This is a genomic window from Corynebacterium sp. HMSC074H12 (assembly GCF_001813755.1).
Taxonomy (GTDB): domain Bacteria; phylum Actinomycetota; class Actinomycetes; order Mycobacteriales; family Mycobacteriaceae; genus Corynebacterium; species Corynebacterium hiratae.
Genome location: NZ_KV813927.1, coordinates 19,994 through 44,264, shown reverse-complemented (window position 1 = coordinate 44,264; position 24,271 = coordinate 19,994). Strand labels below are relative to the sequence as shown.

Below are 24,271 nucleotides of genomic sequence, written 5' to 3'. Positions count from 1 at the left end.
TTCTAGCGGCTAGCTGTGGTTCAGCTGTTCCGCGACCAACCAGAGGCGCTGGGCATTGGAGGCCTTAATCAAGACCACGTCCTTAACGCTACGGCTAGCCCAATCGTCGACCCCTACCGGGGCCGCGCGCAGAATGCCGTCGACCGCTCGTGCGGCGGCCGCGGCGTCGGCGCACACCATTGTATTTATACCTTGCTGCGCAGCCGCCTCAGTCATAGCCCGGCAGTTGGGATTCTCCCCCACCGCGATGAGGTGCTCCACGTGGTATTTGGCCAATACCTCCCCTAGCTGGCGGTGCGCTTGTTCGGCATCGCTGCCGAGCTCTCCCATCTCACCAAGCACCGCGATGGAGCGGGCATCGGGGCGTGCTGCGGCGGTATAGGCCAAGGCGGCAATTGCCGCCCGCATCGAATCCGGGTTGGCGTTATAAGAGTCATCGATGATGGTGACGCCATCGCGGCGCGTGCGCACGTCCATGCGGTGCTCGGAGGCTAGGCGGTGCCCAGACAGCGCAGCCGCTACCGTGGCTGCCGATACCCCCAGCTCGATGGCTGCGGCTGCCGCGGCCAGTGCATTAGACACCTGGTGGGAACCAAATACCTGCAGTTTCACAGCGACTGGCTCAGCGTTGGGGCTGTGGAGGATAAAGGAGGGGCGGGCCACGTCATCGAGCTCGATGTTGGTGGCATAGTACTGTGCGGCCGGGGCGCCGCCGCGGCGGTTATCCGTGGAGTAGTACACCACTTTGGCCCCCGTGCGCGTCGCCATTGCGGCGACGAAAGGATCGTCGGCGTTGAGGACGGCCACACCGCCCGCTTCCGCGCTCGGCAGTGCCTCCACCAGCTCTCCCTTGGCCTGCGCGATATTCTCGCGCGAGCCAAACTCGCCGAGGTGCGCGGAGCCGACGTTGAGGACCACGCCGACGCGCGGCGCGGTGATTTGGGTGAGGTGGCGGATGTGTCCGATACCGCGGGCCGACATCTCCGCCACGAGGTAGCGCGAGTGCTCATCACAGCGCAGAGCCGTATACGGAAGCCCAATTTCATTGTTGAAGGAGCCGGGCGGGGCGACGGTCTCCCCCACCTCGCGGAAGATGGTGGCGATGAGGTCCTTGGTCGAGGTCTTGCCCGCCGATCCCGTCACTCCCACGATGGTCAAATCCTGCTCTGTCGCCAGCCGCTGCGTTACTGCGCGGGCCAGCGCGGACAACGCCTCGACGACAGCGGCGGCGGAGCCATCGACATCGTTGGCATAGATATCGGCGTTGGCTCCGTCACCTACTACGCGTCCGCGCGGCTCCACGACGATGGCGGGTACACCCACCGGCCGGGCAGCCAAGACGGCGACGGCTCCCTTCTCCACCGCGGTGTGGGCGTAATCGTGGCCATCGACGCGGGCTCCGGGCAGTGCCACAAAGAGTCCACCCGGAGTGACCTTGCGAGAATCGAACTCAACAAAGCCGGTCACTCGGGTCTCTGGCTCGTCGACGCTATCCAGGCGGCCGCCCGTGATCTGAGCTATCTCAGCGAGGCTTAACGCAATCATGCTTGCTCCTTGGATTCTTCGGTACTCAGGGTAGTCGCTGTCATCGCGGCATCAAGTGCACGCGCCATCTCCTCGCGGTCGTCGAAGTGGTGGACGGTATCACCAATCAGCTGTCCGACTTCGTGGCCCTTGCCGACGACGATGACAGCATCGCCCGGCTGTGCCCACGCCACGACCTCGTCGATGGCTTTGGCTCGGGAGCCGACCTCCCGAATATCGGCCTCCGGGTTCGCTTCGCGCGCTCCCGCAAGCACTGCCGCGCGGATAGCTGCTGGGTCCTCGGTGCGGGGGTTGTCATCGGTGATCACGACCATATCGGCGCCCTTCGCGGCGGCCGCTCCCATGAGCGGGCGCTTGGAAGAGTCGCGGTCACCTCCCGCGCCGACGACAATGCCGATCCGGCCGCTGCTGCCTTCCAGCTGCGCACGCAGGGTATCGAGGACCGCGGCGACCGCAGCTGGCTTGTGCGCATAATCGACCACGGCGACAAACTGCTGGCCGCGGTCGATGCGTTCCATGCGGCCCGGGACCGCCACCTTTTCTACGCCTTCCAAGAAGACGCGCGGCTCGATGCCACTGGCTGCGGCCATGCCGGTGGCCAAGGCCGCATTGGCGATGTTGAAAGTGCCCGGCATGGGCAGCCGGAATTCATAGGAACCAGCGTGCTCTCCGGTGGACACCGTCAGCTCCACCTGCTGTGCGCCGGTGGCTTCGGTGCTGAGTTGGCGGGCGGTGATGTCCGCCTCGGTGGCCTCCGCGCTCGTGGACACTGTCATGACCGGACGCTCCGCAGCGCGCTGCGCCATGCGTCGTCCCCATTCGTCGTCGATGCAGACAACGGAGCGGTCGGCGGGCTGGGGACCGTCGAAAAGCATGGCCTTCGCCTCGAAGTAGTCCTCCATCGTCGGGTGGAAGTCGAGGTGGTCCTGGCTCAAGTTAGTGAATCCGCCAACGGCAAAGCGCGTTCCCTGAACGCGGCCCAGGGAAAGCGCGTGGGAGGACACCTCCATGACCACGTGCGTTACCCCTTCGTCCACCATGCGGGCGAAGAGTTCTTGCAACGTCGGGGCCTCGGGGGTCGTCAGCGAGGTAGGCACCGGCTCCCGGTTAATGCGAGTGCCCGTGGTGCCGATAAGGCCCACCGACAAGCCCGCGTGCAAAAGCCCCGCTTCCAGCAGGTAGCTCGTCGTAGTTTTACCGGACGTACCCGTCACGCCAAGAATGGTGAGCTTTTCAGTGGGGTGCCCATAGATCTCCGCGGAGACATGTCCGAGGATGGCGCGGATATCCTCGACCACGAGAAGTGGGCGGGTTTCTCCCGCTTCGGTGAGGATGCGCTGGCCTTCCGGGTCGGTCAGAATCGCGGCTGCTGCGGTGTCTGCGGCATACCGTGCGCCATGAACGCGCGTTCCCGGAAGCGCAGCGAAGAGTCCACCAGGTGGCAGGGTTGCAGAGTTTAGTCCGCAGGAGCCCACGGTGGTCGAGGCATCCCCGATCACGGTGCCCGAAGAAATTTCTGCTAAACGATCAAGGCTGATGCTGCTGGTCACGGTGCGTCCTCTTCTCTATCTCTGTAGGTTATTCGCGGCCGGAGCTATCTATTCGGCACGCAAGGTCAGGTGCGGTGCTGGTGGGGAAGGCGGAATATTGTCACGATCAAGCAGCCAGGATGCGATATCACTGAACACCGGCGCTGCGGACTGGCCGCCGGAGCCATCGTCGTTGACACCGGATTCGGGCTCGTCGAGCATGACGGCGACGACAAAGCGGGGATCGTCGGCAGGCGCGATGCCCGCGAACGTGATCCAGTACTTGGAGTTCGAGTATGCTCCCGTCTCCTCGTCGACCTTTTGCGCGGTACCAGTCTTGCCGGAGAGCTGATAGCCCTCGATCTGCGCGTTGCCGGCTGTACCGTTGTTCAGCCCCTGCGGATCCTCCTGGAAGACCGCACGGAACATGTCCACGACAGTGCGCGCGGTTTCGGGACTGACCACGCGGGTGGTCTCGGGCTTCTCTAGTTCTTCCTTAGTCCCGTCAGGCGCGGTGATCGAATCAATGATGCGCGGCTCGATGCGCTCACCGTCATTGGCGAGGGTCTGGTAAATAGAAGCCAGTTGCAGGGCAGTCCATGACTGGCCCTGGCCGATGGGCAGGTTAGCGAAGGTACCACCGGACCACTGCGAACGATCGGGCACCAAGCCCGGTGACTCATTGGGCAGCTCAATTCCGGAGGTCTGGCCGAGGCCGAACTTCTTGAGGTAGTCAGCGTATTTATCCTGGCCAAGACGATCTGCCAACATCAACGTTCCCACGTTCGATGACTTACCGAAGACGCCCGTCGTGGTGTAGGGCTCAACGCCGTGCGGCCAGGCATCGTTCACAGTCACCCCAGCCATGTCGATGGAGCCGGGAACCTGGAGGACCTCATCAGGGTTGGTGAGGCCCTCCTCAATGGTTGCCGCGGCGGTGATGATCTTTGCCACCGAACCCGGCTCAAAGGGGTGGGATACGGCGAGGTTGTCGAAGGTCTTATCCTTCTCCAGCTGCTTTTCGATGTCCTTGTTCGGGTCGATGGTGCCGGTATTCGCCATAGCCAGAACCTGACCCGTGGCGGCATCCAGAACGACTGCCTCGGCGCTCTTTGCCTTCGAATTAGCCTTGGCCTTTTCCAGCTTCTGCTGAACGTAGGTCTGCAGATCCAGATCGAGCGTCAACGTGACGTTCTTGCCGTCGGTGGTGGGCACCTGATCGCGAAGGGTACCGGGAATGACCTGACCGCTGGCTGAAACGTCTTCGGTGGAGCTGCCGTCAATACCCGTCAGTGTGGTATCGCCGGAGGCCTCAAAGCCGAACTGGCCTTGGCCGTCCATGGATACCTTGCCGATGACGTTCTCTGCGATAGCACCATTGGGGTACTGGCGGATCTGCTGCTCATCAGCGGCGAGACCGTGGTAGTCCTCGGAGATGGCCACCGCGACATCCGGATCGACGTTGCGCACGAGGACCTCATATTGAGTATCGGCACGGAGCTTGTCCATGATTTGCTCCGAATCCACGTCCCCGGCATCGATGCCGGCTTCCTTCAGCTTGTTCGGGATCCCCTCCGACATGTCGGTGAGCCGCTCTGTCACCTTGTCGTCGAGGAAAGCCTCTTTGGCATCGGGTGCCAACGACTCAAAGTGAGCCTCGCCGGCGGCTTTTTGCTCCTCCTGTTCACGGAGCTCATCTCGCAGGCGCGTAGGTGACACGGTCAAGGACCGGGCGCGCATCGTGTAGGCCAACCGCTGGCCGTCGCGCGCGAGGATCTCGCCGCGCCCGGCCGTATCGACATAGACGCGGGTTCTCTGCGCAGCGGCCTTCGCCGCCAAGTCGGGGCCCCACACGATCTGTACCCACGCGAGGCGCCCCATCCACGCCAGCATCACCACGAGCAGCAAAGCCGCGATGACGTGTACACGACGGCGCATCGTCTTCTGCTGGCTCATGAAGGGCTTGCCGGTGCGCGGATTCCGTGAACGGGTCGCGGGAACGACGCGGTCGGCGTCGTAACGCTGCCGTGGTTGGTGAGAGGTACCGCGCGGTTGGGCGGCACGGGCGGCGGAAGCGCGCCTCGGGCGCGGGCCACCGGAGTGTGGTGGGGTCACACGTCACCTTTCTGTCTGCAGCGAAGATGGGCCAATAATCAGTGGTTCATCCCGAATTGTGCCCTATTATCGCCGCCCGCCCACGCAGGCACGCGCGGAGCGGGGATGGAATCTACCCGCGGGCGGCGTAGGGAGCCTGGGCCGGGATGTCCGGCAGTTCTACGTTCCCTTCGGCCGACTGTCCGTCATTGGTGGATTCACCGCCGTCTGGGTGGTTGTCCGACCGAGACGCACCCGACTCGGCGCCTTCGCGCTCACGGTTCCTCTCGCTCAGCGTCGGACGGGCATTCAGGTTATCGGATACGTTCGCCGTCGCGTGCGGGTCACTCGAGGCCTGACCCGGGCGGACCGGTTCGCCGTTTACGTCGATGACCGATTCCATATCCGGGGTGGCTTCGCGCTTCTGTTCCACGTTTCCGTCTGCGTCGACTTCCACTACGCCAGGCTGAACCGGGACGCCCATCTTGGCCTCGTGGGCGCGGCGGGCGACGTCCGACGCCGAACGCACGTTCTCCAAGTCTCGGTTCAGAGTCTCCAGCTGGTTATCGAGCGTGGATTCGTGGGCAGTAAGCTCCTGAATCTTAAAGGTCTGGGACGTCGACAGGCCAGAGAGCCACATCGCCGCAGCCACACCAGTGATGAGCAGGCCAATGGCGATGAAAGAAAGGCGAGCGAAAAGGCCAGTAACCCGCGTGGGCTGTACGACGCGGCGCCCACGATTGCTCACTACCTGCTTCGAACCGAGGCGGTTCCCTCGCAGACCCGTTCCGACCCGGCGGGCGGGCACAGTACTGCGATGCGGCGTGCGACTGGGCAACGGGGTGGTGCGGCGCCCCCGCTCCAGCAGCGCGGTTCCCTGACCGGAGAAATCAGATCCGGTGGTGAAATCGCGGCTAGCTCCCATGGTGTGGGTCCTCTCGTGGTCGCGGTGGTACGTTGCCTGTGCGGTTCGGTCTCTCAGCGTCATGGCCTACCTCCCGGTTCATGAAAAGACGGACTGCCCTCGAGGCGCTCGAGTGCGCGTACCCGGACGGACGCTGCCCGGGGGTTCTCTGCAATCTCCTCCTCGCTCGCCTTCTCCGCGCCACGCGTCACGATGGAATAGTGCGCCGCCGTGCCCGGAAGGTCCATGGGAAGCCCCGGCGGAGTCGTCGAGGTGCTGAGCTTGGTGAAGGCATGCTTGACGATGCGATCTTCGAGCGACTGGTAGCTCATGAACACCGCGCGGCTGCCGACGGACAGGGCATCCGTAATCACGGGAATGACCTGTTCGACCGCCTCAAGCTCGCGGTTGACCTCAACGCGCAGCGCCTGGAAGGTGCGCTTCGCGGGGTGGCCACCGGTGCGACGCGTCGCTGCGGGAATCGTGGCGTACAACAGCTCAACCAAGCGGGCTGAGGTAGTAAAAGGTTCCTTTTGCCTTTCCTTTATTACTGCCGAAGCAATCTTGCCGGCAAAGCGCTCATCGCCATAGGTTTTGAGGATGCGGGCGAGGTCACCGTGGCTATAGGTGTTGAGTACGTCGGCGGCAGTCATTCCCTGGCGCGGGTCCATGCGCATATCCAGCGGGGCGTCGGCCTTGTACGCAAACCCACGCTCCACCTGGTCAAGCTGCATGGAGGACACACCCAGATCAAACAATGCCCCTGCAATGCCGTGTTCTCGCGCGATAGAAAAAATCTCATGGTCACCCTGCGCAATGGCACGACCGACCTCATCGAAGCGAGCGTTGACGCCGACGAAGCGGTCGGCGAAGGGGGTGAGACGTCGAGAAGCACTGCTCAACGAGGCGGAGTCACGGTCCACACCGATAATTCGCGCGTTAGGAAAGCTGTTGAGGAAGTATTCGCTGTGGCCACCAGCCCCCAAGGTGCCGTCCACGATGACGGCGTGCTCCCCCGCTGCTTCGACGGCCGGAGCAAGCAGCTGAGCCATACGCGCACGCATAACGGGGACATGGCCGTGGTTGTCATTCACGTCATAGGTAATGGTGCCGTTGTGGTCCACAGTTGCTGTCCCCCTTTCCATTCAGGCGCCTGAGGCCGCTATCAGATCTGTTCGATAAAAAATCGAGTGCGTATAGGGCCCTGTCCGAGGAAGGGTTCTGATGTCGGGGAAGTACACCAGCTCATCCTCCTCGGGCAGAGTCCATACACGCACTCTCTGTGTGCCAGGAAGCTCTACAGCAGCCCGGCAAGTACGTCATCGGCGTCTGCCGCCGAGTAAGCGTCTTCAGTTTGCGCCTGGTATTCAGCCCACGCGGCTGCGTCCCAGATTTCGAGGAAGTCAACCGAGCCCACAACTACGCATTCCTTCGTCAGGTTTGCGTACTCACGGTGCCCTGCGGACAGTGTGATACGCCCGTGCCCATCGGGGCGTTGCTCGTCCGCACTCGCTGCCAAGTTACGGATGAACGCACGCGCTTCTGGGTTGGTACGTGACACGGCCGCCGCTTTCCTAGCTCGCGCCGCGAACTCCTCCCGCGGGTATACCGCGAGCGAATGATCCTGACCTTTGGTGACCATGAGGCCGCCAGCCAGTTCTTCGCGAAACTTTGCCGGAAGCGTGAGCCGTCCTTTGTCATCGAGCTTGGGAGTGTAGGTGCCGAGAAACATCCCCGGGTCCACCTTCCTGTCACTCGAAAACTCCGGATTCCTCTCGCGACAAGAGAGCAACTCTCCTCCGCTACGCCCCACTCTACCCCACTTTCCCCCACCTCCCACACTTTTATCACCACAACAATCTGCGTGTCGCAATAACATTGCAGGTCAAAGGCGATTTTTCCAGTGGGAAGTTTTCCCAGACCTCCCCTTGACACGCCCCCTCAAACAGGCCCATTTCCACGTATTCACTCACGTAACTTTGACCCCTTAGCATGCAATTTTCCCCACCACCCCCATATTCCTGACGTTTTCACCTTCCCACCACGCTCCAAAGAGTCCTCGGGCCGACATTCCCCGACCGGCGCGTAACACAGGTGGGGCAAAGTGGGGGAAATCGGGAAATCGCACAAAAAGTCTCCCCTCCCCGCGCAAAATGCCCGCACAAGTTTTTAGAAACATTGCGTCGCCATGATAGAAACATCATGTTGTCATCTTGCGGCACGCAGGGTGACACGCCAACTCACTTCACCCCACACACTAGGAAGTTCCTTCATGTATCTAGCTTGGCGCGAGATGCTCTTCGCGCGTACCCGATTCCTCCTCATGGGCGTCGTCCTCGCACTCATGTCCATGCTCGTCGTTATCATCTCCGGCCTCACCGCAGGCTTGGTCAACGACGGCGTTTCCGGCCTCAAGGCGATGGAGAGCGACGTCATCGCTTTCGCCGATGGCACGCAGAAAGACTCTGCATTCACCCGCTCGGTTGTCGATGCCTCCGATGCCGAGTCCTTCTCTCAACTAGAGGGCGTGAACCAAGCCACCCCCTTGGGCCTGACCATTGCTAACGCCCACAACCAGGACGGCACGGCGGTGGACCTCACACTCTTCGGAGTAGAACCTGACTCCTTCATCGCACCGGCAGGCTTGCCCCCAATCGACACCGCCCGGGCAGACGGCAAGCCAAGCAACACGAAACACGACATCATCCTGTCCTCCACCCTGCAGGACGAGGGGATCGAGGTGGGCGACACCATCACCCTCGACCGCTTGGACATCCCCCTCGACGTCATCGGCTTCACCGACAACCAGCGAACCTTCGGCCACGTCGACGTGGCCTACCTGCCGCTAGATATCTGGCAGGAGGTTCACGCCGGCGGGCGCCACGGCGAAGCCGTCAACCCCGAAGCCTACGAGGAAGCATCCGTCATCGTCGCTCGCACAGCGGATAAGCCCGATACCGATGCTCTCACCGAGCGCTCCGGCCTCGACGTTCGAACTCTCAAGGAGAGCTTTGATTCCTCCCCCGGCTACACCGCCGAAATGATGACCCTTTCCATGATCACCTGGTTCCTCTATGTCATTGCCGCGCTCGTTACCGGCGCCTTCTTCCTCGTGTGGACCATCCAGCGCGCCGGCAATATCGCCACCCTTCGCGCAATGGGCGCCACCAAGAGCTTCCTGCTGCGCGATAGCCTCGGCCAAGCGGTGGTCATCCTCCTCGTATCAATCCTCGCCGGCGCACTCATCGCCGTTGGCCTGGGCAGCCTCCTAGAGAAAACGGCTATGCCCTACGCCACCGAATTCAGCGCTGTCATCAATGGCGGTCTCATTCTCTTCGTCGCCGGACTGCTCGGCGCCTTCATTGCCGTCGTCCGCGTTACCCGAACCAACCCCCTCGCAGCCCTAGGAGAAAACCGATGAGCCACGCTTTGGAACTGAAAGACGTCACCGTCAGCTACAGCGACGGCGATTCACACGTTAAGGCACTGAATTCCGTCGATCTCACCGTCGAGGCAGGCGAGTTCGTAGCCGTGGTTGGCCCCTCCGGCTCCGGAAAGTCCACACTGCTCGCGGTCGCAGGCGCCTTGACTACGCCCGATTCCGGCCAAGTCCTCGTCGCGGGCGAGGACATCGTGCCGCTGGGCGACTCCGAACTGGCGCAGATCCGCCGCAACCACATCGGCTTCGTCTTCCAGTCCTCTGGCAATCTCCCGTCTGCACTGACGGCGGAGGAGCAGATCGAATTGGCCAGCAAGGTCATCGGCAAGACTGGGCGCTACTCCAGCGCCCAACTGCTGGAGAAGGTCGGCATGGCGCATCGCGCGAAGCACCGGCCCGGCAGTCTTTCCGGCGGTGAGCGCCAGCGCGTCGGTATCGCGCGCGCACTTGTGGGCGATCCACAGGTGCTGCTCGTCGACGAACCCACTGCTGCCCTCGATCGCGCACGGTCCCAAGAGATCGTGGCGCTGCTAGCCAAAGAATGCCACGATTTCAACGTCGCGGGTGTCATGGTCACCCACGACTACGACGTTCTTGGTCACTGCGACAAGGTCTATGAAATGGTCGATGGCCGCTTGACCCCGTCCGCCAAGTAGGCACCAGAATGGAAAAAGAATGCGCAGCTTAACGTAGACTTAGCGCATGCCGAAGATCACTGAAACGACAGTAGCCGAGCACCGCGCCGTCCAGCACCGCGCGGTGCTCGAGGCTGCCGAAAGGTTGATCGTCAACAACCACGGGGCAGTCCCTACCTTGGCGGAGGTCGCTGCGGAAGTAGGCCTTGCCCGCCCCAGCGTTTATCGCTACGTCTCATCCCAACACGATTTGTTGGTGCAGCTGCTTATCCAGGCCACGCAAACGTGGAATGAACAGCTCGAAGCTGCCATGCAGGTGGCCCCTCCAGAGCCGACGGAGCGCATCCATGCTTACGTGGACGCCACTCTCGAACTTTTCCTCCATGGCACGCACGGTCCCCTCATGACCGCCGCGCAGCACTTCCCCCAGGCTTTTGCGGATGAGGCAGTACAGCAGTCACATGGTGGCTTTGCATCGATCGTTAACGAGTTCTGCCCTGGTGTTTCCAAAGCGGATATCTCGCTGCTCAACGCCGCCATCGTTCGCGCATCAGAATTGGCAGACCGCTCGCCCGAGCAGCTCCCGGGCATAACGCAAACCCTGTACGCCATGGCCAATGTCATCGTGCCACAGCCCTCCGACTCACAATAGAGCGAAGGGCTACTGGTGGGTTTCTAGCGCTTAGTTTCCTTCGAAACGGCGGCGGAAGTTATCTTCAAGGCGGTTTCCAACGTCACTGCCAGCCTTCTTGGACTGCTTGTTGCGCCGCTTAGCGGATGCTGGTGCGCCGGCGGCAACCAGAAAATCTTCCGAATTTCCGCGCAGCATCCACACACCGGATCCAAACATGACCAAAAAGCCAAGTACGGAGAGGATAACGAACCACAGGGACTGCTGGGCCAACGCGATTCCGCCCACCATCATGCACAGACCGACAACGATTAAGGCCACCCCACGGAGGGTGATGGCACCCGAGTTGCCGCCGAAAGAAGTTTCACCGGACACAGACGCGCCAAAATCAGGATCGTTGGCCAGCAACGATTGTTCAATTTCACGCAGCGCTTGCTGTTCGTGCTCAGAAAGGGCCACAGCGTCCTCCGTAATGATTTGGGTTTAGGTAGTGGAACTGGGAACTATGTTTACTACCTCTATAACGTCAAGGATAGCGAGATAGTTCCCACAAAGACAGTCCATAGTTTTTGGGCATCCCTGCACCCCTGCTACCGGAGCAATCACGCCCTCACTAGGCGGCCAGCCCACCGAAGCCCAGCTCAGATTCGGTCGCGTCCACGTAACGTGTAGCAAGCGCCAAGTACTGGTAGACCGTATCCGCAGCGGGCACCGGATCCATTCCGGAGGCCACGCGCGAGCGCACGCGGGAATAGTCTGTGAATTCTGCGGCCCATTGAGCATCCGCCGGACCGATAAGAGCTACCTGCTCCCATGCAGAGGTAGGCAAGCGCCGACGGCGCGACACCGCAGACGCCGCCACACGCGCGCCCGCAGCACGAAGCGAGGCGCGGTACGCCATTTCAAGAGCGTCCTCGAACCGCCCCTCCGCAGCGCTACGGCGCGCGTCCACCAACAGATCCAACGCTTGACCGAGGAAGCGGTCACGGCGCACGCGCTGCATCGCCTCCCTGTTCCGGCCCCGAGCCGCTGCCGTTGCTGAAATTACCTGTGCCATGACCCCTCCTCCTTGGGCTGCTTCCTGAGCTTGTCAATGAAGACTGTGCCGTTGACTTTCTGCTGCTGTTCGCTGATGAGACTCACCGTAAAACCACCTTCGTACATCCACCTCTGATTTTAGTTCATGTGTTCGATTTAAACAATAGGGATGGGCGATATTTCTTCTCTTTTCGAACACGTACTCCGTCTCCTCGGCGGTTGGATGTGCAGAAGGTAGTTTCTCTGTGCGCTTTCACATGCCTGAAGAATCTGCTGTTATTAGAGATGTGAGTTACACGCTGCGCCGCCTAAGCCCCCAAGAGTTCGCCATTGCTGTCCCGCGCTTGGTGGATATCTACATCGCGGCAATGGGCTACAGCCAGTCAGTGCGCGACGTCTCCATCTCGCGGTGGCGCGCAGATCTCATACGCCCAGGGTTTTCCTGCGTCGTGGCCACCACCGACTACGGCATTGCAGGCTTTGCCTACGGCTTCCTTGGCTCTCCGGACACGTGGTGGGACAAACAGCTTCGCCGAGCGCTCACCGCCAGTGGCGGACCAACCCCGGAACAAGAAGACATTCTCCACAACTATTTCGAGCTGGCGGAGATTCACGTGCTGCCTGGAGAACAGGGTCGCGGCTTAGGGCGCGCACTGCTCGAAGCCTTAGCGTGGAATCTACCCGCGCGCTACATCCTGCTTTCCACTCCGGAAGTTCCCAACGAGGCAAACTCCGCCTTCGGCCTCTACCGCAAAATGGGGTTTAGTGATTTCCTTCGCCAGCTCTACTACCCCGCCGATGCGCGCCCCTTCGCCATCCTGCAATCGACGGTGCCGCTGACACCAGCCGACACCGCTTAACCTGGCGGCAATCCGGCATAGCTACCCAGGTAAAGTAGCAGGCGTGACTACACCGCAGATACCTTCCTTGAACGACATCCCCGCAGCCGTGCGCGAGGAGCTTAAGCTTTTCTTGGACAGTCAGCGCGACGCCATCGCGGCCATCGGCTCTCCGGTGGCCGACGCGATCTCCTATTTGGATTCCTTCGTCCTGGACGGCGGCAAGCGCATTCGCCCCCTCTACGCGTGGGCAGGTTTTGTCGGTGCGCACGGGCTCGACGGCACTGAGTCCCCGCAGGCAATGCTCCGCGCTGCCTCGTCCTTGGAGTTCATTCAGGCCTGTGCACTTATCCACGACGACATCGTGGATGCTTCCGATACCCGGCGCGGCAACCCCACTGTCCATCGCGGCGTTGCTGCTCGCCACCGCGAGCTCGGGCTCAGCGGCGACGCTGATTTCTTCGGGCAATCGCTGGCCATCCTCATCGGTGACATGGCCCTGGTCTGGGCGGAAGACATGCTTCAAGATTCCGGCTTGAGCCCCGAGGCGCTGGCGCGCGCCCGCGCACCATGGCGGGCAATGCGCCGCGAAGTCATCGGCGGCCAGATTCTGGACATCTCTCTGGAAGCCGCCGGCTCCGAGGACGCCACGTTGGCGGACTCGGTGAACCGGTTCAAGACTGCCGCGTACACCATCGAGCGCCCCCTCCATCTGGGCGCCGTTATAGCGGGCGCACCCGAAAAACTCGTTGCTGCCTTCCGCGGTTACGGCCAGGACATCGGCGTCGCCTTCCAGCTGCGCGATGATTTGCTCGGCGTCTTCGGTGACCCGGCTATCACCGGCAAGCCCGCCGGAGACGATCTGCGCGAAGGCAAGCGCACGGTTCTGTTGTCCCTGGCCCTGCAGCGCGCGGACGCCACCGAGCCCGCAGCCGCCGCTGAGCTTCGCCGCCTCATCGGGCAGACGGAGGACCCCGCAGACATTGCCCGCATGGCGCAGATCATTGCTGATTCCGGTGCGCCGGACGTCGTCGAGCAGCGCATCAGCGATCTCACGCGTTCCGGCCTCGACCATCTGCACAACGCACAGGTTGACCCCGAGGTCACGGCGGTCTTGGAAGAACTTGCTCACAAGTCCACGGCCCGCCGGATGTAGCATGGCTCGCTCCGCATCCACGCGCGTGCCCCTGCGCATTCCTCATCCCCTGCCACTAGGCATCGTCTCCGCGATCGTCCTGGCGCTCGCCTCCTTCTCCGGCGGCGCGACCCGGAATCGCGGAGGTTTTCTTGAGGCGCTTAACATCAGCTTCCTTGCCTATGGCCACGGCCGCAACATTGGCATGGTCCTCTACTGGGTTGGCCTGTTTGGCCTCGTCGCCGCATGGGTGTTGGCGGGCCGCCACTTCATCGCCCCACAGCTCAAGAACCCGCAACCAGACGGCGCATTGGCAGACATCCGCCGGATGTTGATCTGCTGGGTCACCCCGCTGCTGTGCGCCGCACCGCTGGCTTCCCGGGACGTGTACTCCTACCTGATGCAAGGCGCGATGGTGCGCGATGGTTTCGATCCCTACGTCGAGGGCGCAGCCGTTAACCCCGGTCCTTTTCTGCTTGAGGTCTCTCACGACTGGCGCAACACCACTACGCCCTATGGGCCGCTACACCTGTGGATGGGCAACGGGGTAACCCACCTGGTGGGCGATAACGTTGCTGCGGGCATCATCGTCTACAAGGCAATTTCCGTCCTTGGTTTTGCAGCCATCGCCTGGTCAATTCCACGCCTAGCCCGAAGCATTGGCGGCGATCCCGCCCTAGCACTCTGGTTGGGAGTGGCGAATCCGGTGATGATTTTGCACCTCATCGGCGGCATGCACAACGAATCAGTCATGGTGGGGCTGGTATCGCTGGGCCTTCTCGCTGCTGTGCACCACAAGTTCCACCTCAGCCTCATACTCGTTGGCGTGGCAGTGTCCCTCAAGGCCACCGCCGTCTTCGCCGCGCCGTTTATCGTGTGGCTCATGCTGCACCATTGGGCGCCGAAGGGAACGAAGCCGCTCAAGCGCGTCGGGTTCTTTCTACTATCCGGCGTTATCGCCGTGGCGGAGGTCGCGTTGGCGGTGGCGGCGATCACGTGGGCGTCGGGAAGCTCGTGGGGTTGGCTGTCGCAGATCAGTGGCAATTCTAAGGTCATCAACCCCTTGGCCGGCCCCACCCTGCTCGCTGACATACTCGTGCCGCTCATCCAGGTCTTCTCCCCCGACACCACCTATAACGGCGTGCTCACCGTGCTGCGCTCGGCCGCGATGCTTCTGATGCTCCTGGGCCTTGTCCTTGTGTGGTGGTGGGGACGCACGGGCGTGCGCCGCGCCATTGCCGCCACGGCCGCGGCCTACCAGGTGGCGTTCGTCTTCAACTCTGTGACGCTGCCGTGGTACTACGCCTCAGTACTCACGCTCATGGGAACCTTCCGCCCACCACTACCGCTCATCAAGCTCACCACCGGCGCAGCTCTCTTTATTGGTGTAGCCTTCGCCGGCGACGGCAATCACCAGCTCTACAACTGGTTCTGGGTGATTGCGATGGTGGTCGTGGCATGGTTGGCCACACAATGGATTTTCGACGGTGTTCCACGCACCGCCGCTGAACCGAATGCGGCAGGTGCGACGACAGCGCCTAAAACGCCGAAGCCTGCGCGCGCCGAATAACCTCCCGCGCGAGGTGGCCGTGCAGCGCGTCGATGGGGCGGCCCGGTAGGGACTCGTCCTCGGTAAAAAGATGCGCCAGGATCTCGTTGTCACCCCAGCCGTTGTCCGAAAGAACAGTGATGACGCCGGACACGTGCTTGGAAATGACGCCCTTGGCATTGAAAAACGCTTCCGGGACGAGGCGCTGGCCTTCGGCGTCCCGCCACGCGATGAACTTGCGTGCATTGAGCAGATCGAAGACGCGAGTAATGGGCAGATCGAGTTTTTCAGCTACCTCTTTAAGCGTCAGCAGCTCCTCACCGGCAAGAAGCTCTGCCAGCTCGGGATGGGAATTCTCTTCAGGGTTCGCAGAATTAGTCACAGACACAACTGTAGCGGGATCACACTTTGAGGAGAGGATCGACCATACTGGAACCCATGACAAGGCTGAACGTGGGCGACATTCTTGAAGGACGCTACCGCATTGATCAGCCGATCGCTCGCGGCGGCATGTCCACAGTGTATCGCTGCGTGGACATGCGTTTGGGCCGCGCAGTAGCTGCCAAGGTGATGGATGAGCGCTATCACGACGACCCCGTCTTCGTCACCCGCTTTAAGCGCGAGGCCCGCGCGATGGCGCAGCTGAGCCACCCCAATCTCGTCGCCGTGCATGACTTTTCCGCGGATGGTTTGCCCATCTATCTCATCATGGAGCTCATCACCGGCGGCACGTTGCGCGAGCTCCTTGCGGAACGCGGACCCATGCCGCCGCACGCTGCGGCCGGCGTGATGCACTCGGTCTTGGCCGGGCTCACCGAAGTCCACCACGCCGGCCTCGTGCACCGCGATATCAAGCCGGATAACGTTCTCATCACCGATAACCACCGAGTCAAGGTGGGTGACTTCGGCTTGGTGCGCTCCGCAAAGGCGGAGCATGATAGCTCCGGCCAGATCGTCGGCACCGTCAGCTACCTCTCCCCCGAGCAAGTCACTGGCGCGGATATCACGCCGGCTTCCGATGTCTACTCGGCCGGAATCGTCCTGTTCGAGTTGCTGACGGGCACAGTCCCCTTCCACGGTGATACCCCGCTTGCGCACGCCACCGCGCGCGTGCACGCGGATGTGGTGGCACCATCTTCACGCATTGAGGGGGTGCCGATGCTTTTCGACGCCCTCGTGGCCACCGCCACCGCACGTAACCCAGCCGAACGCTTTGCAGACGCGGGTGAATTCCTGGATGCTTTGGATGACGTTTCCCGGGAGCTGCAACTGCCACAGTTCACGGTCCCCGTCCCGCGAAACTCGGCCGCCGCACGTACCGCTGCAGTACCTACGGACTTTTCGGGAACGGACAATACGCGTGTCTTCGAAGCGACCTCTGCGATCCCCTCGCCCGATTCCCCCACGCGTGAAACACGGGCGGAAACCCGCGAGGACGCTTTCCCCCTGCCTGCCGCACCGGTAGACACCCCGGCGCCCTCCCCCGCCGTGCCAGAACCATATGCGGCCGGGTCCGAAGAGGAGCCGGAGGAACGTCCGTTGAGCAACCGCAGCGCGGTCGGGCTCATCGGGTTCCTCGTCCTCGTCGGCCTCGCCACCTTGGCTGTCGCCGTGGCCGCCTGGTGGTTTGGATCCGGAGAATACGGCACCTGGCCGATTCTCTGGAGACCGTATTAGCCTGCGCAACTTCTAGTTGCGCAGCATTTCTGCGATGAGGAAGGACAGCTCCAGCGATTGCTGGGTGTTCAGGCGCGGGTCCACGGCAGACTCGTAGCGACCCGGCAGGTCCACGTCCGTGATGTCCTCAGCGCCGCCGAGGCACTCGGTGACGTCCTCGCCGGTGAACTCCAGGTGCACGCCGCCCGGGTGGGTGCCCAGCTCGCGGTGTACCTCGAAGAAGCCCTGAACCTCGTCAACGATCTTGTCGAAGTGGCGGGTCTTGTAACCGTTCGACGCCGTGAAGGTGTTTCCGTGCATCGGATCGGACTGCCACACCACCTTGTGGCCGGAGTCCTCCACTGCCTTGATGATCGGGGGCAGCACGGAGCGCACCTTATCGTGGCCCATGCGCGCGATCATGGTGAGACGACCCGGCTCACGGTTCGGGTCAAGCTTCTCCGCGTACTCCACTGCCTGCTCCGGCGTCACGCCGGGGCCAAGCTTGATGCCCACGGGGTTGCCGATGATGGAAGCAAACGCCACGTGGAAGTCGTCGAGACCACGGGTACGCTCACCAATCCACAGCTGGTGCGCGGACAGGTCATAAAGCTTGGTCTCGCCGTTAGAGTCCGTACCCAAGCGCAGCATGGAACGCTCGTAATCCTTCAGCAAGGCCTCGTGGGAGCAGTAAATCTCCGCCGAACGCAGGGTCTCATCCGACACCCCACAGGCGTTCATGAAGGCCAGGCCGTTTTCAATCTCATCAGCCAAGGCCTGGTAGCGCGCACCCGCCGGAGAGTTGGCCACGAATTCGCGGTTCCACTCGTGGAGGCGGTAAAGGTCCGCGGTTCCGGAATGCGTCAGCGCGCGGACCAGGTTCATAGCCGCCGAGGAGTTCGCGTAGGCGCGAATCATGCGGGCGGGATCGTGGCGGCGGGACTCCTCGTTGGCCTCCACTCCATTGACGATGTCACCGCGGTAGTTGTACAGGCCGTTGGCATCCAGATCGGCAGAACGCGGCTTGGCGTACTGGCCAGCAATACGACCCAACTTCACCACCGGGGTGGACGCGCCATACGTCAGGACAACCGCCATCTGCAGCAGGGTCTTGATATTGCCGCGGATGTGAGGCTCAGTGTTGGACTCGAAAGTCTCAGCGCAGTCACCTCCTTGGAGGAGGAAGGCGTTGCCTAAGGCGACGTCGGCAAGCTTGCGCTTGAGTTCCTCAATTTCTGGAGCCACGACGATAGGCGGGACGGATTCCAGGATCTTTCGCACGTTATCAGCCTGCAGCTGATCCCAGCTGGGCTGCTGCTTCGCCTCGCGGGAAATGGCGTCCTGGAACTTCTCATTGATCCCCTCCGGCAGCGGCGGCAGATCAGGAAGCACTTCTTTGGGAATATCTACTGTCCAACTCACACCCAGTATTTAACCATCTCGGGCCTGTCGCGCGTTAGTTAATGGACTTTTAGGTCACGGTATTAATTCACGATCAGCTCACGCGGTTGCCCCGAGTCAGCGGCAAGTGCTGCTCACAGATGCGAAACTTGGCCAGGTTATGGCGGGCGTCGACCAACGCGTCGTGGTTCCCGTTGGGCACGGGAGGCAGCTTGGGGCGGCCCGCAAACTCCCAGTACTGCTTGAGTTCCCGGGTGTAGCGCGGGAGCCCCTTGGGCAGGCTCGCCATGTCTCCCCACAGCTGGGCGAGCACCACGTGGTCATAAGCCCCGACCCAGGCCCACAGTTCGATGGGGGTGGAGTGGCGGCCCAAGAATTTCAGGAGATCTTCGCGGATGGTCTCGCGCGATTTCCAGACGGGATCCGCCGGGCTCGGGAGTTTATCCAGTACATTGTCGCGCACCCACGCATTGGCCTTGCCCGGATCGAAATCGGTGGATACCGCGTAATACTCGCTGCCGTCTTCTCCGACAATGCCGATGGAGACCAGCTCGATGGTCGATCCGTCCTCGATAAACTCGGTGTCGTAGAAGTAGCGCACGCCCCGTATCCTAGTCTGCTGCCTAGAGGAGCCGTGCCACTGGGGGCCTATACTCAGCTGCGTGAAGAAAGCTCTCTCCTCGCTCCTCCTTCCACTCCTTCTGGTGGGGCTGGCAACGGTGCCGTGGACTATCCATCTTGCGGCGTCGATGAACAGCGGCGGAATTGTGCCGTTTTACCATGTTGACCTCGATGTCTACCGAGAGGGAGGGCAGGCCCTGCTCCGCGGGGAGAATCTCTACGCGCAAAGCTACGTTCTCGGCAACGGCGTGTCGCTGCCTTTTACTTACCCGCCTTTTGCTGCAGCGCTCTTTGCCTTGGTGTCGTGGATGCCGCTGTGGCCGCTGTCTCTCCTTCTTACTGCGGCGTCACTCGGTGCGCTCTGGGTATGTCTCTACGCCGTTATCTCGCGGTGCTGCGAAGTTGACCGCCCCGACTGGTGGGCCACGTGGGCGCTGCTCGCCTGCGCACTCACCGAACCGATTACCGAGAATTTCAGCTTCGGCCAAGTGAATCTCCTGCTGACCGCGGCCGTCGTTGTCGACTGCCTGCTGCTCAGACCACGCTCCTCGTGGCGAGGTGTGCTGACCGGCGTTGCTATGGCGATCAAGCTCACCCCGGCGGTCTTCCTCGCGGTCTTTTTCGTTCGCCGCGACTGGCGTGCCCTCGCCACGGCGATAGGTGCCTTCATCGCCTGCGGTGTGGTGGGCTACCTCGCCTCCCCTGCAAGCTCTGCGGCGTACTGGACTGACATCCTCCGGGACTCCTCCCGAATCGGCACGCTGTCCTATTCCAGCAACCAATCCCTCCGAGGCTTGCTCAGCCGTGTTAGTCCCGAGGAAGCATCGGGCCTGTGGTTGATTGGCTGCGCTCTCATCGTCGCAGTCTTGTGGTGGGTCATGGAGCACACATCCTCAGAGATAGAACTCGTGTTACTGGCCTCCACGGCGGCGCTGCTGTGCTCCCCGGTCTCGTGGTCCCACCATTTCACGTGGCTGTGCCTAGCCGCGGTCTACCTCACCGCGCGCCGCTACTGGTTCCTCGCAGGCCTCACGTGGTTCGTGCTGCTAGCCCGCGGCCACTGGCTTGTCCCCCACGGCGAGCAGCTGGAACTGGAGTGGTCCTGGTGGCAGCAGGCTCTAGGTAACGACTATTTCTTTGTCGTGGTGCTCCTTGTCGCAGTGAGTTTCTGGCTCAAGCTCAAGCCTGCCGAGGGCGGTTCCGTGGTTCTCCTACTCGCACCGATCGGCGGCGGCTTCAGCGTCCAGCCCACAACGGGCACCTTGCCCAAGACCCACAGGACCAACGACGCAATCGCGCAATAAACAAAGCACATGCTGAGCCAGAACCAGGTATTTTCCAACGGCCACTGACCAGCCAAGCTTACCTCGCGCGGGTTGAGCGCCATGGGGTAGCCATAAAGGACGGTAAGTCCAATCGGGTGACCGAGGTAGATGGGCAGCGTGTGCGAACCGATAAACCGCAGTCCGGTGGATAAGACCGGTATATAGGACACGGCCACCGCCACCGCAATTCCCACCGGAACCTCGAAGAACTGCTCTACCATGCGCACGAGAATATGGACGTCATCTCTCACCAGCGCCTCCGTGCCTGGCAACAACCACGTAACCTCGACGGCCCCAGCGTAGCTATCCCACGCGCGGCGGATAAAGAACCCGATGGCGTAGGCCCCAACCATGCCGGAATACGCCCAAAAGCTCCGGTAATCCCACTCGCCTTTGAAGGGGGCCTCGATAGCGGAAGCGAAGGCGGAGATTGCATCCCGGAAATAAGCAGCGGCAACGAAGACGGGAAGGAACATGATGGCCTTCGCGATCGAGGTGAACTGCGCCTGCCATGCGATGAACAGAATAGGGCTAAAACTCAGCGCTAGCGCCGCCCACCCGGGCAGCTTGCGCACGCACCAGAGGAAGATATTGAACAGAATCAGCGAATGCAGAAACCACGCCATGGAATGGCCCACGAGCAGGCTGGCCGTCATCTGGCTGAAATCGAACACGGGATCCCCGAATACCCAGTGGTACTCCACGCGCTTGGTCTGCTGTTCAACCAGCATCCACACCACATAAGGAACAAGGAAGTACCACAGGCGGCGAGTAAAGAGTTCTGCGAAGCTAAAGCGAAAAACCTTTTGCGCGAAGAACCCGCTCACCAAAAAGAACAGGGGCAGGCGCAGTGGGTCGAGCCACACGTTGAAAGCGGCCAACCACGTGCCCTTCGATTCTGGAACCGTAAGCGTGATGTGCAACAGCACGACGCCCAGGATGGAAATCCCTTTTGCTACATCAGGCCACGCTAAGCGTTGAGACGGGGAGGAAGTCACTGACTACCGCGCCTCCGAACTGGGCTCGGCCCCTTCCGGGTAGCCGTGCCCAGCTTGCAGGGACGCCTTCACGTCGGAGGCATAGACGTCGACGTACGGCTCACCGGACAGCTCAGACAACTGCTTCATCACGTAGTCCGTGAAAGCACGCACGGTGGCGTGATCCTGCGGATCAAGGTTGCGCTCAGCGGCCCATGCGTGGGGGTCGATGGGTTCGCCAACGCGCATGCCGACACGCACCGGACGCGGAACCCACGAACCGATTGGATTAGCCTTACGGGTGTTGAGCATGGCGATCGGTATTACTGTCTCACCGGTGGTTAGCGCGATGCGGGCCATACCGGTGCGCCCCTTGTAGATGCGCCCATCGGGCGAACGAGTCCCCTCCGGGTAAATACCGAAGAGATCCCCGCGGCCCATAATTTTTTGTGCGCTCACCAGCATCGCGTCACCGGCGTCCTTGTTGACGCGATCAATCGGCACCTGCCCCACGGAGCTAAAGAACCACTTTTGCAGGCGGCCAACGAAACCGGGGGTGGTGAAGTACTCACTCTTTGCCAAGAAGGTGATCTGCCGCGGGCACAACAGCGGGAAGTAGAAGGAGTCCATCACCGCTTGATGGGAGGATGCCAAGATTGCCGGACCAGACTCCGGGATGCGATCCATGCCTTCGGACCATGGGCGGTTCCACACTCGAAGGGCCGGGCCGAAAAAGATGTGCTTAAAGGCCCAGTACCACTTGTTTCGCATCGCTTATAGTCCTATCTGTGTGTGCCGAGCAAGCAGTGCTGCTCGGTGAAAGAAAAATGTGCGGTGTTAACCTCGGTGCTCCTGGCGGGCGAGATCAGCGACTCCGATCATACCTGCCGCCGAACCCAACTTCGCGGTTGCCACTCGGGCCAAAGGCCTGTGACCGGCTCCGACGATCTGCCGAGCCATGGCATCCCGCGCCCGATCCAGGTACAAATCCGCGTCCTTGGACACCCCGCCGCCAATCACGATGAGCTCTGGGTCGAGCACATCTGCCACCATGGACAACCCTTGCCCGAGCCACTGACCGAAGTTCTCCATGACAGCTATCCCCAGCGGATCGCCCTGCCTAGCTGCTGCGGTGATCTCCTCGCCGGAGGGATTCTCCGACAAGGTGGTGTCATACTCGCCGCGCAGCTCTGCGCAGGTGTCCGGCAAAGCGGTTCCGGAAGCGTAGCGCTCTAAGCACCCGCGCTTGCCGCAGGGGCAGAGGCGCCCGCCTGGCGACACAACAAGGTGCCCGAACTCCGGGGCGGTGCCGAAAGCTCCACGGTAGATTTTTCCCTCAGTAAAAAGCGTGGCGCCAATGCCCGTTCCCACAGCAAAGAAAACCCATTCTTTCGCACCGCGCCCAGCGCCAAAGCGCCATTCGCCCCACGCGGCTGAATTGGCGTCATGCTCAAGGCGGACCGGCACGTCCAAACGCCTGCTGAGGATCTCGCGTACTGGGGCGTTACGCCACGGCAAATGCGGGGCGAAGCGGACAACTTCACACTCGGGATCCAAAAAGCCCGCGAGGGCAAGGCCCACGGCCTCGATGTCATGGGATGCTGCCAAGTTGTCTACGCAGCGCACGATGTCATCTTCGAGTGTCTGCGCTTCCCTGGCCGTGGGGACGCTTGTCGAATCCACAATCTCTCCGGCGGGATTAATCACCGCGGCCCGCAAGTTGGTTCCACCAATATCGAACCCGATGGTGAGGCCGCTGTGGCCACCGTCAGCGGAGGAAGTGTGTTCAAGCATGACTAGTAGGATATACCCCGGCCTGCCCACGATCACATTCCAGAACCTCACGCAATCGTGCGCCCATGATTTCCCACGTCCAGTGCTCCTCCACGTGACGGCGCCCTGCCGCCCCCATGCGGCGGGCCCCGGGGACGTCGCCAAGCAACGTGCACAAGGCCTGCTCAAGTTCCAGAACTGAGGAGCCGCGCACGACGATGCCGGTCTCGGACGTTACTGTTTCCGGTGCACCACCGGAGTCACCCGCAATGACCGGCAACCCCGCCGCTTGTGCTTCTAGGTAAACGATGCCGAGGCCCTCGACGTCGAGTCCCCCACCCCGCGTGCGCGCCGGCATGGCAAACACATCGGCAGCATGAAGCGCCAACTGCAATTCTTCGGTGTCCCGCGCCTCCTGCAACACCGCGTCGGGGCAGTACAGACGCGCTAGCTCGCGCAGTGTCTGCTCATAGCGTCCGCGACCGATGATGAGTACCTGGGCGTCCGGGAAGCGTGCCCGTACCGCCGGCATCGCCCGCAAGAGCTGGTCCTGGCCTTTGCGGGGAACCAAGCGGGAGATGCACACGATGACGGGCCCTGGGCCGAGTCCAAAGCGCTCCCGCGCGCTCTGCTTTTCTCCCTCCGTGGCCGGAGTGAAGTCTTCCAGATTAACCGCAGAAGGCAAGTGCACCCAGCGCGCATGGGTACCAAACGCGGGTTCCAACCTGGTACGCGTGTAGTCCGAGATATACGTGATGACATCGGCATGCTGACCAATGCGACGCAGGGCCTGCCGGGCTATGGGAAGCATGGACCAGCCCACCTCGTGACCGTGCGTCGTGGCAACGATCCGGCGAGCGCCCGCCGCCCGGGCCTCCGGCGCCATAAGGGCAAGCGGGGCTGCCGCCCCAAACCACACGGTCTCGATATCGTATTCACGAATCAGACTCTGCATCCGGCGCGCGGTGGCTGGTGTCGGAAGCATGATGGTGCGTGGCCAGCGAACCACGGTATACGGCAGCGTCGCGTCATACTCGGCAGCGGCGTCACCATCTTGGGTCGAGGCGAAGACGACGACGTCCTCCGGGTTGAGGGTTGCCAGAAAATCTCGAAGATAAGACTGAATCCCGCCGATGGTGGGCGGGAAATCATTCGTTACTAGGAGTGTGCGCGCCATGGC

22 protein-coding genes and 1 pseudogene are annotated in these 24,271 nt (G+C 62.0%); 8 read left to right on the top strand and 15 right to left on the bottom strand.

What is annotated here, in order from left to right:
* Positions 1–9 precede the first annotated feature (9 nt).
* From murF to mraZ, 6 genes are all read right to left on the bottom strand, one after another.
* Complete coding sequence (gene murF, locus HMPREF2932_RS08055; RefSeq protein WP_071409963.1) at positions 10–1,545, bottom strand: UDP-N-acetylmuramoyl-tripeptide--D-alanyl-D-alanine ligase; 1,536 nt, start codon at positions 1,543–1,545, stop codon at positions 10–12.
* Positions 1,542–3,095, bottom strand: coding sequence for a UDP-N-acetylmuramoyl-L-alanyl-D-glutamate--2,6-diaminopimelate ligase (locus tag HMPREF2932_RS08050; RefSeq protein WP_071409962.1), 1,554 nt, complete (start codon positions 3,093–3,095; stop codon positions 1,542–1,544). The genes murF and HMPREF2932_RS08050 overlap by 4 nt, the downstream gene beginning before the upstream one ends.
* A gap of 48 nt (positions 3,096–3,143) precedes the next feature.
* Positions 3,144–5,012 carry a peptidoglycan D,D-transpeptidase FtsI family protein gene (locus HMPREF2932_RS08045; RefSeq protein ID WP_049155442.1) on the bottom strand — a complete coding sequence of 623 codons (1,869 nt, stop codon included), beginning with the start codon at positions 5,010–5,012 and terminating at the stop codon, positions 3,144–3,146.
* 289 nt (positions 5,013–5,301) lie between these two features.
* A complete protein-coding gene (locus HMPREF2932_RS08040) occupies positions 5,302–6,156 on the bottom strand; it encodes a cell division protein FtsL (protein ID WP_046647965.1) in 855 nt (284 codons plus the stop codon).
* Positions 6,153–7,196 carry a 16S rRNA (cytosine(1402)-N(4))-methyltransferase RsmH gene (gene rsmH, locus HMPREF2932_RS08035; protein WP_071409961.1) on the bottom strand — a complete coding sequence of 348 codons (1,044 nt, stop codon included), beginning with the start codon at positions 7,194–7,196 and terminating at the stop codon, positions 6,153–6,155. The genes HMPREF2932_RS08040 and rsmH overlap by 4 nt, the downstream gene beginning before the upstream one ends.
* Before the next feature lie 173 nt (positions 7,197–7,369).
* Positions 7,370–7,804: a division/cell wall cluster transcriptional repressor MraZ gene (mraZ, locus tag HMPREF2932_RS08030; protein ID WP_046647963.1), complete on the bottom strand. Its 435-nt coding sequence runs from the start codon at positions 7,802–7,804 to the stop codon at positions 7,370–7,372.
* 540 nt (positions 7,805–8,344) lie between these two features.
* Between mraZ and HMPREF2932_RS08025 the strand changes: the two genes are divergently transcribed.
* Genes HMPREF2932_RS08025 through HMPREF2932_RS08015 form a run of 3 tightly spaced genes read left to right on the top strand, consistent with a single transcriptional unit; the run spans position 8,345 to position 10,798 of the window.
* The gene (locus HMPREF2932_RS08025; protein WP_049155243.1) at positions 8,345–9,493 is read left to right on the top strand and encodes an ABC transporter permease; all 1,149 of its coding nucleotides are present in this window, start codon (positions 8,345–8,347) and stop codon (positions 9,491–9,493) included.
* A complete protein-coding gene (locus HMPREF2932_RS08020; protein WP_049155242.1) occupies positions 9,490–10,167 on the top strand; it encodes an ABC transporter ATP-binding protein in 678 nt (225 codons plus the stop codon). Before HMPREF2932_RS08025 ends, HMPREF2932_RS08020 begins: the two co-directional genes overlap by 4 nt.
* A gap of 46 nt (positions 10,168–10,213) precedes the next feature.
* On the top strand, positions 10,214–10,798 hold the full coding sequence (locus tag HMPREF2932_RS08015; protein ID WP_070754212.1) for a TetR/AcrR family transcriptional regulator: 585 nt from the start codon (positions 10,214–10,216) through the stop codon (positions 10,796–10,798).
* A gap of 30 nt (positions 10,799–10,828) precedes the next feature.
* Here HMPREF2932_RS08015 and HMPREF2932_RS08010 read toward each other — a convergent pair whose 3' ends face one another.
* The gene (locus HMPREF2932_RS08010) at positions 10,829–11,236 is read right to left on the bottom strand and encodes a DUF3040 domain-containing protein (RefSeq protein WP_071409960.1); all 408 of its coding nucleotides are present in this window, start codon (positions 11,234–11,236) and stop codon (positions 10,829–10,831) included.
* Between the two features lie 154 nt (positions 11,237–11,390).
* Positions 11,391–11,834, bottom strand: a complete 444-nt coding sequence (locus HMPREF2932_RS08005; protein ID WP_046647958.1) for an SAV_6107 family HEPN domain-containing protein — start codon at positions 11,832–11,834, stop codon at positions 11,391–11,393.
* A 268-nt stretch (positions 11,835–12,102) separates the two neighbouring features.
* Here HMPREF2932_RS08005 and HMPREF2932_RS08000 point away from each other — a divergent pair, with 268 nt between their 5' ends.
* The 3 genes from HMPREF2932_RS08000 to HMPREF2932_RS07990 are packed head-to-tail and all read left to right on the top strand — an operon-like array spanning position 12,103 to position 15,359.
* Positions 12,103–12,675 (top strand): GNAT family N-acetyltransferase, encoded by a 573-nt coding sequence (locus HMPREF2932_RS08000; protein WP_046647957.1) that lies wholly within the window; start codon positions 12,103–12,105, stop codon positions 12,673–12,675.
* 43 nt (positions 12,676–12,718) lie between these two features.
* Entirely contained in the window at positions 12,719–13,810 is a 1,092-nt protein-coding gene (locus HMPREF2932_RS07995; protein WP_071409959.1) for a polyprenyl synthetase family protein, read from the top strand.
* Between the two features lies 1 nt (position 13,811).
* Positions 13,812–15,359 carry an alpha-(1->6)-mannopyranosyltransferase A gene (locus tag HMPREF2932_RS07990; protein WP_071409958.1) on the top strand — a complete coding sequence of 516 codons (1,548 nt, stop codon included), beginning with the start codon at positions 13,812–13,814 and terminating at the stop codon, positions 15,357–15,359.
* Here the strand turns inward: HMPREF2932_RS07990 and HMPREF2932_RS07985 are convergent.
* A complete protein-coding gene (locus HMPREF2932_RS07985) occupies positions 15,328–15,720 on the bottom strand; it encodes an Rv2175c family DNA-binding protein (protein ID WP_371326337.1) in 393 nt (130 codons plus the stop codon). The two genes, HMPREF2932_RS07990 and HMPREF2932_RS07985, sit on opposite strands and share 32 nt — an antisense overlap.
* 56 nt (positions 15,721–15,776) lie before the next feature.
* On the opposite strand from HMPREF2932_RS07985, the gene HMPREF2932_RS07980 reads away from it, so the two are divergent.
* Positions 15,777–17,015, top strand: coding sequence for a protein kinase domain-containing protein (locus HMPREF2932_RS07980; RefSeq protein WP_071409956.1), 1,239 nt, complete (start codon positions 15,777–15,779; stop codon positions 17,013–17,015).
* 12 nt (positions 17,016–17,027) lie between these two features.
* On the opposite strand, the gene HMPREF2932_RS07975 is transcribed toward HMPREF2932_RS07980, so the two are convergent.
* Positions 17,028–18,416 (bottom strand): class II 3-deoxy-7-phosphoheptulonate synthase, encoded by a 1,389-nt coding sequence (locus tag HMPREF2932_RS07975; RefSeq protein WP_070515772.1) that lies wholly within the window; start codon positions 18,414–18,416, stop codon positions 17,028–17,030.
* Positions 18,417–18,489: 73 nt separating this feature from the next.
* Entirely contained in the window at positions 18,490–18,996 is a 507-nt protein-coding gene (locus HMPREF2932_RS07970; protein WP_070515775.1) for a polyadenylate-specific 3'-exoribonuclease AS, read from the bottom strand.
* Between the two features lie 148 nt (positions 18,997–19,144).
* Between HMPREF2932_RS07970 and HMPREF2932_RS13855 the strand changes: the two are divergent.
* Positions 19,145–19,951 (top strand): annotated as a pseudogene (locus tag HMPREF2932_RS13855) (glycosyltransferase family 87 protein); the annotation flags it as partial.
* Positions 19,952–20,145: 194 nt separating this feature from the next.
* Here HMPREF2932_RS13855 and HMPREF2932_RS07960 read toward each other — a convergent pair.
* From HMPREF2932_RS07960 to HMPREF2932_RS07945, 4 genes are all read right to left on the bottom strand, one after another.
* Positions 20,146–21,339, bottom strand: coding sequence for an acyltransferase family protein (locus HMPREF2932_RS07960; RefSeq protein WP_071409955.1), 1,194 nt, complete (start codon positions 21,337–21,339; stop codon positions 20,146–20,148).
* 3 nt (positions 21,340–21,342) lie between these two features.
* Positions 21,343–22,089, bottom strand: a complete 747-nt coding sequence (locus HMPREF2932_RS07955) for a lysophospholipid acyltransferase family protein (protein ID WP_049155220.1) — start codon at positions 22,087–22,089, stop codon at positions 21,343–21,345.
* Positions 22,090–22,155: 66 nt separating this feature from the next.
* Complete coding sequence (locus tag HMPREF2932_RS07950) at positions 22,156–23,112, bottom strand: ROK family protein (RefSeq protein ID WP_070546882.1); 957 nt, start codon at positions 23,110–23,112, stop codon at positions 22,156–22,158.
* Positions 23,105–24,268 carry a glycosyltransferase family 4 protein gene (locus HMPREF2932_RS07945; protein ID WP_070515781.1) on the bottom strand — a complete coding sequence of 388 codons (1,164 nt, stop codon included), beginning with the start codon at positions 24,266–24,268 and terminating at the stop codon, positions 23,105–23,107. The genes HMPREF2932_RS07950 and HMPREF2932_RS07945 overlap by 8 nt, the downstream gene beginning before the upstream one ends.
* Between the last annotated feature and the right edge of the window lie 3 nt (positions 24,269–24,271).

Coding starts and splice junctions, on each gene's coding strand:
- murF (WP_071409963.1), bottom strand. CDS start 1,545: ATGATTGCGTTAAGCCTCGCTGAGATAGCTCAGATCACGGGCGGCCGC.
- HMPREF2932_RS08045 (WP_049155442.1), bottom strand. CDS start 5,012: ATGCGCCGTCGTGTACACGTCATCGCGGCTTTGCTGCTCGTGGTGATG.
- HMPREF2932_RS08040 (WP_046647965.1), bottom strand. CDS start 6,156: ATGACGCTGAGAGACCGAACCGCACAGGCAACGTACCACCGCGACCAC.
- mraZ (WP_046647963.1), bottom strand. CDS start 7,804: ATGTTTCTCGGCACCTACACTCCCAAGCTCGATGACAAAGGACGGCTC.
- HMPREF2932_RS08025 (WP_049155243.1), top strand. CDS start 8,345: ATGTATCTAGCTTGGCGCGAGATGCTCTTCGCGCGTACCCGATTCCTC.
- HMPREF2932_RS08020 (WP_049155242.1), top strand. CDS start 9,490: ATGAGCCACGCTTTGGAACTGAAAGACGTCACCGTCAGCTACAGCGAC.
- HMPREF2932_RS08015 (WP_070754212.1), top strand. CDS start 10,214: ATGCCGAAGATCACTGAAACGACAGTAGCCGAGCACCGCGCCGTCCAG.
- HMPREF2932_RS08005 (WP_046647958.1), bottom strand. CDS start 11,834: ATGGCACAGGTAATTTCAGCAACGGCAGCGGCTCGGGGCCGGAACAGG.
- HMPREF2932_RS07990 (WP_071409958.1), top strand. CDS start 13,812: ATGGCTCGCTCCGCATCCACGCGCGTGCCCCTGCGCATTCCTCATCCC.
- HMPREF2932_RS07980 (WP_071409956.1), top strand. CDS start 15,777: ATGACAAGGCTGAACGTGGGCGACATTCTTGAAGGACGCTACCGCATT.
- HMPREF2932_RS07955 (WP_049155220.1), bottom strand. CDS start 22,089: ATGCGAAACAAGTGGTACTGGGCCTTTAAGCACATCTTTTTCGGCCCG.
- HMPREF2932_RS07950 (WP_070546882.1), bottom strand. CDS start 23,112: ATGCTTGAACACACTTCCTCCGCTGACGGTGGCCACAGCGGCCTCACC.
- HMPREF2932_RS07945 (WP_070515781.1), bottom strand. CDS start 24,268: ATGGCGCGCACACTCCTAGTAACGAATGATTTCCCGCCCACCATCGGC.